Source organism: Pseudobutyrivibrio sp. (assembly GCF_017471675.1).
Classification (GTDB): domain Bacteria; phylum Bacillota; class Clostridia; order Lachnospirales; family Lachnospiraceae; genus Pseudobutyrivibrio.
In genome coordinates, this window is sequence record NZ_JAFUSK010000080.1 from 1 (window position 1) to 7,254 (window position 7,254).

Here is a 7,254-nt window from a genome sequence, read left to right on the forward strand (position 1 = left end):
GAACTGCAATAAAAAACTTACGGTAGATGCAAGTCTGCCTTATTTGCGTGCTCAGAAACAAAGGAAATGGCAGGAAAAGCAAATGTTTTCCTGCCATTTGTTTTAGGCGATTACGCCTGTCATCTTAACTTAATGACATTGAGCATTTGCTCGACCCTCTTAAAATTAATTTTATTCGTCTGCTGGCTTAATACCAACTGATGGCCAAATTTCCTTGCCATCTGCATTGCGGATAACAATACCTGGATGATAATTTCTTGTGCATACTGGAACTGCGCCCTTGTTAGGTCCCTTCTGTCCAGCAGTGAAATCATATACGCTGTATACATTTGTGTCATGCCAGATAGCATAGTTAAGTGTAGGCATTGCTCTTGTGTAGCCTGACTCTGCCATATGATTAGCATAATACATGTAGTAAGCTACAACATCATCACCAAATTTCTCTGCTAAATCAGGATTGAGTGATGCGTATGCATCAATGTTAAATGCCTCTGATGGCTGTCTCTGCTCCCAGATACCAAATGTAACAAAGTGTGTGAATAACTTCATTTCGTCCTCACCTAACTCTGCAACAACATCTGGATACATTTTTGCATAAATCTTTGCATTAAATGCCTTGTAGATTGTTGTAATTTCTTCTGTTGTAAGGTCTCTCTTATGAGCCTGTCCCGCTGCTGACATTGCATTTGCATTTACAGTGAATACAGATACTGATAGCACTAATGCAAGTGCAAGTGATAAAAATTTTGTAACTCTTTTCATATCATTCACCTTTCTTTAATTATAGATTATATAGTTATTTAATAATTATATCGGCTTTATCCTAAGTTGAGTTTAATCTATAAATCACGGCATTTCAATGATTTAAATTAGAATTCAAAAACTTTTCATAATTTAGACTATACCTGCTCCAAGTATTGCCTGCATCCTAATTGTACCCACTACTTTACCATCTTTCATAACTGGTAGACATGCAATATTCTTATCCTTCATGATGGAAAGTGCTTCGTACGCCAGCTTGCCACTTTCGATGGTTTTAGGACTGGCTGTCATTGCTTCCTTGGCAGACATTTCGTACACTTTTGCTTCGTTTCTAAGCATCCTACGAAGGTCACCTTCTGTAATGACCCCCTTTAGGTTACCTTCATCATCTACTAAGGATACCAGACCTAGACCCTTGTTACTAAGCTCTATAATAGCTTCCTTTAGGGAAACATCTACAGAAATAACTGCATTCTTTTCGCCCTCATCCATAAGGTCATTAACACGATAAATAAGCTTCTTACCGAGTGCTCCAGCTGGATGGAACTTTCCAAAATCAGCATCCTTAAATCCATATACACCACTGGCTACAACTGCAAGTGCATCACCATAACATAGTGCTACTGTAGTGCTAGATGTAGGTGCAAGACCTAGATAACAAGCCTCTTCGAAATCAGGCAGCACCTGAACTATATCTGATGCTTCTGCAAGAGTGGAATCACCATTACCTGTGATGCCAATAAGCTTTGCGCCGATAAGTTTGATAGTAGGAAGAATCTTTACAATTTCGTCGCTCTCTCCACTAAATGAAATAGCGATAACCACATCATCCTTGGCTACCATGCCAAGGTCACCGTGCATTGCTTCTGCTGGGTGAAGGAAGAAAGATGGTGTACCCAAGCTTGAGAATGTGGCTGCTAGCTTTTCTCCTATATGACCTGGTTTGCCCATGCCGGTGATGATGACCTTGCCAGTGCAGCTGATGACTGCACGTAAGATGGCCTCAAAGTCACCGTCTAGGGAGTCGCGGGTTTTTTCTAAGGCTGAGATTTCGATGTCGAAAACGCGTTTTGCTTCATTTATTATATCCATATTGTTCCTCTTTTTTACCCTCATCAGTCACCTGCGGTGACAGCTTCCCCCAGAGGGGGAAGCCTTAGTGGGATTTATATTCTTGATAGAGTTTTTCGATGTATTCTTCGTTGTAGTATTCGGCTTCGCTGTGGTCTACGCGAGAGAGGATTACATCTATGTCACGCATTGTAAGGTCCCCCTTGTTCATGAGAAACTCTGGGTAGGTACGATGTAAATCGTAGTAGGCGCTCATAGCATATGGAAGCTTGAAGCCCCAGCCGTATTTCTTATGAAGTGGCTCGATGTATTCACTGATTGCATCGTAGATGGCAGGCAAGTTGTATCCCTGGTCGAACTTGTAGTTCATGTATTCTGCAATCTGCTCTATCTTTAGGTTTCCTGGGTCACGTCCCATACCAATAAGTGAGCCATCTATTACGTATTTACGTTCTGGATATCTCTTTTCAATAGCGCGCTGCGCCATAGCAAAAGCAAGTCCAAGATTCTCATGCAGATGTATTCCAATCTGAATATCCTTATCAAGATGTTCATTAACAAGAATAAATCTCTTTTCAAAATCCTCAAGACGCATATTTCCAAAAGTATCTACAATAGAGAATACAGTTGGATGTACCTCATTTACACGCTTGATTACGTTGATATATTCTTCATCCGTATATACGGTACAGTTAACTGGGTTCATAGAAACCTGGTAGCCCTTCTTAAGAAGCTCTCTTGCTGTATCGCAAGCCCAGTCAAGTAAGTGTCTCTTGAAGATAACACGTACATACTTAATAGTGCCATCGCACTCTTCAATATGATCTAAAAGATTTGGTTTTTCTACCATTACAGAAATAGTTGAATCCCCTAAATTCTTTGGAAGGATACGCTTAACATCCTCCATAGAATAGAATCTTGTGTAATCTGTTGAAAGTGGTGTATCCCACATAAATCCCACTTCAATAATATCTACCTTCGCCTCAACTAATTTTTCGATTGTACCTGTGATAGTCTTTTCACCATAATTACCCCCAGTGATGTGGCCACCATCTCTAAGTGTACAGTCTAATAAACGGTATTGGTTGTTCATTTTAATTACCTTTCTTTAACTGATTCATATAGATAGCGTTTGCAATCTCGAAATCCTCAGCATAATCAATATCTACTGCTTCTATTTCCTCAACCTCGCACATATAAGGATTCTCAGATGTACGAGAATGATTTCTCATAAATGACTCTCTATTGAATACAAATGTTGATGTTGTCTCAATATAGAATGGCTCCATATCCTGTGTACGTGGTGGGTTATACAAATCAAAGTTAAGTGGCTTGCCACCCTTCCAGAAGAATGTCTGCATCTTCTTTGCAGTAAATGCAGATTCGTACTCACCGCTCTTTACATGGTCTACACAATCCTTGATATGCTCTACTGTAACAAGTGGTGTTGTTACGTGTTCAAGCAAATATACATCAGCCTCGATAGTCTTTACAAACTCCTCATAAATAAGGCGACCCTTTGTTGTCTTCTCATCCAAAAACTTAGGACGCTGTAGGAACTGTACCCCCTCAGGAAGATATGGGATGATTGCTTCATCTGAGCAATATACATAAATCTCATCTACTGTCTTATCTTCCTTAAGCTGTACAAGCTTCTTTAAAACCACATTAATAAGTGGAGTTCCATCGCCAAACTGCTTAATATTTTTGCCTGGCAATCTCTCATTATTCAACTTAATAGGAACAAAAGCTACTGTCTTCATATAAACTCCTAATCCGCTGGTTAACCAAATTTATCTCCCGCTGGTTACGCCAACAAGCATTAGTATTTCTTCGCTCATCAACATGATTCGCTACAGAAATCTAATAGCTTGTTAACTACCAGCTATTTAAACTTTTGACTACCAGCTCATTTAAATTTTATAAAAACTGATTTATAAACGATGTTATGTTACGCATGGCGTCTGGTTCAAACATGCCGTCTGGGTCTACATGACCGGCACCCCCCGAGCGGATAAGTTCTATTACCTGCTCAGCTGTGTCCACAAGGGGTACATGCTTTTCCTTTATAAAATACTCCATATTGACTGCTGTGTCACCAAAATTTAATAAAATAGTGTCACATCCAAATCCTATGCCTTCCCAAACTGATGCTGTTCTAGCACTGACAACTATAGCACTTTCTGCCAAATATCTAAAGATATGCTCACCATTGTTTGCAATAACTTCTAGCTTATCTGTGTTTGTCCAAGGATATTTTTCCTTGTAGCTGGCAAATTCAAATGGATGTAACTTATAGATTACTCTATATTCATCTCCAATTTGCTCTGCCACCTTAGCTGCTACCTTACTTATTTCTTCCCCTTCATTCAATGTGGAGATAAAGCAAATTGTCTTTTCCTGCCTTGGATATAAGCTCTTGTAATGGTCACGCTGCTTTTCAAAAAATGGAAATCCCACTGTAAGCATCTTAATATTATCTGGAAGATGCACAATAGGAAGCTGAGTCTTGCTATATATCAATTCATAATCTGGAAGCTCATTTAGATGATCCTTTGGGTTATACTGCATAGGCGTATGAGTAGGAAATGCAAACCCGTGGCTATATTCTGCCACTGGAATGTTTCTTTCATGAGCCAGCATGCTCATAGCATAGCTTTCCATAGCATAGTAACAGATTTCGATAATAAGCTTTGGCTTAGCCTTATCCAAAATCTTGCCGCAGAACTTTTTAGTGATGTCGATGTAGTACATTCTATCCACCACTTCTGGAATCATAGCTGCAGCGACATCTGTACCAAATTCTATTTTGATAGCTTCAAAGATAGGTGATAATGCTTCAGTAACCTGAGCTGTTCTGCGCCGTCTTGTTTTGGTATTAAACTTTTTAGAAAGCTTTACTGCCAAGTTAGTCTTGAACGCCACTCTATCTGTGAAATACACATTATCCATGCCATTAGGTTGCATATGGCCGTGGTTCTCAGGGTGTTCTAATATAACACTGTTGTACTGCTTAGCAACTTCATCGCAGTAGATATCTTCATAGATACCTGTGTCTATGTTTTTGGTTCTACGTCCGTTTCCTACGAAAAGTACATCTACATTTTTGTATGTGAATGGCTTTAGGGCGTTTAACGCCATTGTGAGAAGTTCCTTTTTTGTGAAAGGGGCTTCCCCATTACCGCTGCCGCCTTTAGTGCCGTAGTATTGCTTTTTTATAGCATTGTGGATTTCATAACGATAGAGGGTCCACACGTGCATGCCCTCTACTGTTATCTGGTTACATTTATGTTCCTGTTCGAAAGAAAGGAAGTTTTGGATTGTTGGTTCTTTCATTATATCCTCATATTAATCTGGCATAAATATTCATACCCTCATCAGTCAGCTGCGCTGACAGCTTCCCCCTACTAAGGGGGAAGCCTATTTATAGGTTTTCTCGCTGATTATATAGCGTGGACGTTGTTTGGTTTCCATGTAGGTTTTGCCGACGTATTCGCCGATTACACCAAGGGATATAAGCTGAATTCCACCAAGGAAACAAACAGCTACCATAATGCTAGACCAGCCGCCAAGGGTGTTGCCAAGGATGTGCTGGACGATAGAATATATCAAAAGTATAAGGCTGATAAATGCCACAAAAACGCCAAAGCCTGTAATCATACGAATAGGCTTGATGCTAAGTGATGTAATACCATCAAAAGCAAGAGATAGCATCTTGGAAAGTGGGTAGTGGCTCTCACCTGCGATACGCTCATTACGCTCGTAATATACGCTAGTGCTTTTAAAACCTACTAGAGGGAACATACCTCTAAGAAAGATGTTAACCTCTTTGTAATTGGCAAATTCGTTAAGCACACGGCTTGAAACCAATCTGTAATCTGCATGGTTATATACAACCTCTGCTCCCATGCTGTTGAGAAGCTTGTAGAAGCTTTCTGCTGTGAATCTCTTAAAGAATGTATCTGTATCACGCTTGCTGCGAACACCGTATACAATCTCACAGCCATCTGCGTAGGCGTCTACCATTTCGTTCATGGCATTGATATCATCCTGACCGTCACAATCGATGGAGATTGTGATATCACAGAGTTCTTTTGCTTCCATAAGGCCAGCTAGAACGGCGTTTTGATGGCCACGGTTGCGGCTTTGAGTGATGCCTACGTAGTGCTCGTCTTGAGTGGCGAGGGATTTGATAATTTCCCAAGTTTTATCCTTTGAACCATCGTTTACGAACATAACGCGGGATTTATCGTCGATTTTATCAAGTTTTACTAATTCGTTAATTTTGTCTAGGAAGAGAGGGGCTGTGATGGGAAGGACCTCTTCTTCGTTGTAGCAGGGGATAACTATGTATAAAATTGGTTTCATTTTTAGTCTCCTTAATGTTGTTATTATCATACCCTCATCAGTCACCTAGCGGTGACAGCTTCTCCCTACTAAGGGAGAAGCCTATTTGTTTAGTATCTCCTCAATTTTGGTGTTGTCGCCCCAGACGGCTTTGCTGTCGTATGGGCGGTCTGGGAAGGTGCCGTAGGCAAGGCTGATGGAATAGCCGTTGTCTTCAATGAATTTCTCAACACGGTCTGCAAGCTTCGTTGGCTTGCCTGTGCAGCATTCGATGATACCAAGTACTTCATCCTGCATGCTGGCTTTGGCAACCTGTTCGCAGAATAAATCGTAATCTGTAAAATCGAACTGATTCTGACCTGTTGTAAATGGGAATGTAGTATCTCCGGCCTCAGCAGCTGCTGTAAGCTTAGAGAATATACTACAGCCCTTATGGGCATTACCTACGATGTAGTAGCCTCTAAGCCATTGAAGCTTTACACCTGTTTCTTTACATAACAGTGTTGTAGCCTGGCGCAAGGCATTCTTAGCTATACCGTATAGTGACTGTGGTGCACACGGTGTATCTGCCTTGATGCAGCCTTCCATAAAGCCTACCTCATGCATAGTTCCCATTACGCAAAGCTTTCTGATACCTGCCTTGCACATTTTTTCAAGAAACTCGTAATGATGTGGTAAATCCTTCATGTGGTTTTCTGAGGCGTGACGGAAGCCGTCTCGCCATGCCAGATGGATAACTACATCTGGTTTTTCAAAATAACCGTATGGATCTTCCAAGGTGAAGATGTCGGCATCTATTCTTTTTGCGCGCTCGTCTACGTCATCGGTGTGGAAATCAGTGGCGATGACTTCAGCGCCTAGGTCTAGCATTGTTTTGACTACGCCTTGGCCGATGTAGCCGTTGGCGCCTGTAATTAGGTATTTCATTATTTAATCTCCTTTGCCCCTCATCAGTCAGCTGCGCTGACAGCTTCCCCCAGAGGGGGAAGCCTCATTTGAAGAGGTTGTCTAGCCATGCGTGGATGCTGTATTTCTTGCGTATTGATTCGTTTTCTGCGTATGGTTTATCTAGCC

Annotated in this window: 7 protein-coding genes; all 7 read right to left on the reverse strand. The window is 41.0% G+C overall.

Annotation, left to right across the window (positions count from 1 at the left end; genetic code table 11):
- Window positions 1-171: 171 nt before the first annotated feature.
- The 7 genes from IJ535_RS12885 to IJ535_RS12915 all read right to left on the reverse strand — a co-directional run bounded on the left by IJ535_RS12885 (window position 172) and on the right by IJ535_RS12915 (window position 7,107).
- Complete coding sequence (locus IJ535_RS12885) at window positions 172-762, reverse strand: hypothetical protein (protein ID WP_294303665.1); 591 nt, start codon at window positions 760-762, stop codon at window positions 172-174.
- Window positions 763-894: 132 nt separating this feature from the next.
- Window positions 895-1,854, reverse strand: coding sequence for a KpsF/GutQ family sugar-phosphate isomerase (locus IJ535_RS12890; protein WP_294303667.1), 960 nt, complete (start codon window positions 1,852-1,854; stop codon window positions 895-897).
- A 64-nt stretch (window positions 1,855-1,918) separates the two neighbouring features.
- A complete protein-coding gene (locus IJ535_RS12895; RefSeq protein WP_294303668.1) occupies window positions 1,919-2,926 on the reverse strand; it encodes a hypothetical protein in 1,008 nt (335 codons plus the stop codon).
- Between the two features lies 1 nt (window position 2,927).
- Window positions 2,928-3,596, reverse strand: coding sequence for an acylneuraminate cytidylyltransferase family protein (locus tag IJ535_RS12900; protein WP_028242313.1), 669 nt, complete (start codon window positions 3,594-3,596; stop codon window positions 2,928-2,930).
- Window positions 3,597-3,753: 157 nt separating this feature from the next.
- Window positions 3,754-5,169 carry a hypothetical protein gene (locus tag IJ535_RS12905; protein WP_294303673.1) on the reverse strand — a complete coding sequence of 472 codons (1,416 nt, stop codon included), beginning with the start codon at window positions 5,167-5,169 and terminating at the stop codon, window positions 3,754-3,756.
- A gap of 84 nt (window positions 5,170-5,253) precedes the next feature.
- Window positions 5,254-6,201 carry a glycosyltransferase family 2 protein gene (locus IJ535_RS12910; protein WP_294303675.1) on the reverse strand — a complete coding sequence of 316 codons (948 nt, stop codon included), beginning with the start codon at window positions 6,199-6,201 and terminating at the stop codon, window positions 5,254-5,256.
- A gap of 81 nt (window positions 6,202-6,282) precedes the next feature.
- A complete protein-coding gene (locus tag IJ535_RS12915) occupies window positions 6,283-7,107 on the reverse strand; it encodes an NAD-dependent epimerase/dehydratase family protein (protein ID WP_294303677.1) in 825 nt (274 codons plus the stop codon).
- Window positions 7,108-7,254: the final 147 nt, after the last annotated feature.

Excerpts from the sequence above, each read along its gene's own strand:
- IJ535_RS12885 (WP_294303665.1), bottom strand. The coding sequence starts at position 762 with ATGAAAAGAGTTACAAAATTTTTATCACTTGCACTTGCATTAGTGCTA.
- IJ535_RS12890 (WP_294303667.1), bottom strand. The coding sequence starts at position 1,854 with ATGGATATAATAAATGAAGCAAAACGCGTTTTCGACATCGAAATCTCA.
- IJ535_RS12895 (WP_294303668.1), bottom strand. The coding sequence starts at position 2,926 with ATGAACAACCAATACCGTTTATTAGACTGTACACTTAGAGATGGTGGC.
- IJ535_RS12900 (WP_028242313.1), bottom strand. The coding sequence starts at position 3,596 with ATGAAGACAGTAGCTTTTGTTCCTATTAAGTTGAATAATGAGAGATTG.
- IJ535_RS12905 (WP_294303673.1), bottom strand. The coding sequence starts at position 5,169 with ATGAAAGAACCAACAATCCAAAACTTCCTTTCTTTCGAACAGGAACAT.
- IJ535_RS12910 (WP_294303675.1), bottom strand. The coding sequence starts at position 6,201 with ATGAAACCAATTTTATACATAGTTATCCCCTGCTACAACGAAGAAGAG.
- IJ535_RS12915 (WP_294303677.1), bottom strand. The coding sequence starts at position 7,107 with ATGAAATACCTAATTACAGGCGCCAACGGCTACATCGGCCAAGGCGTA.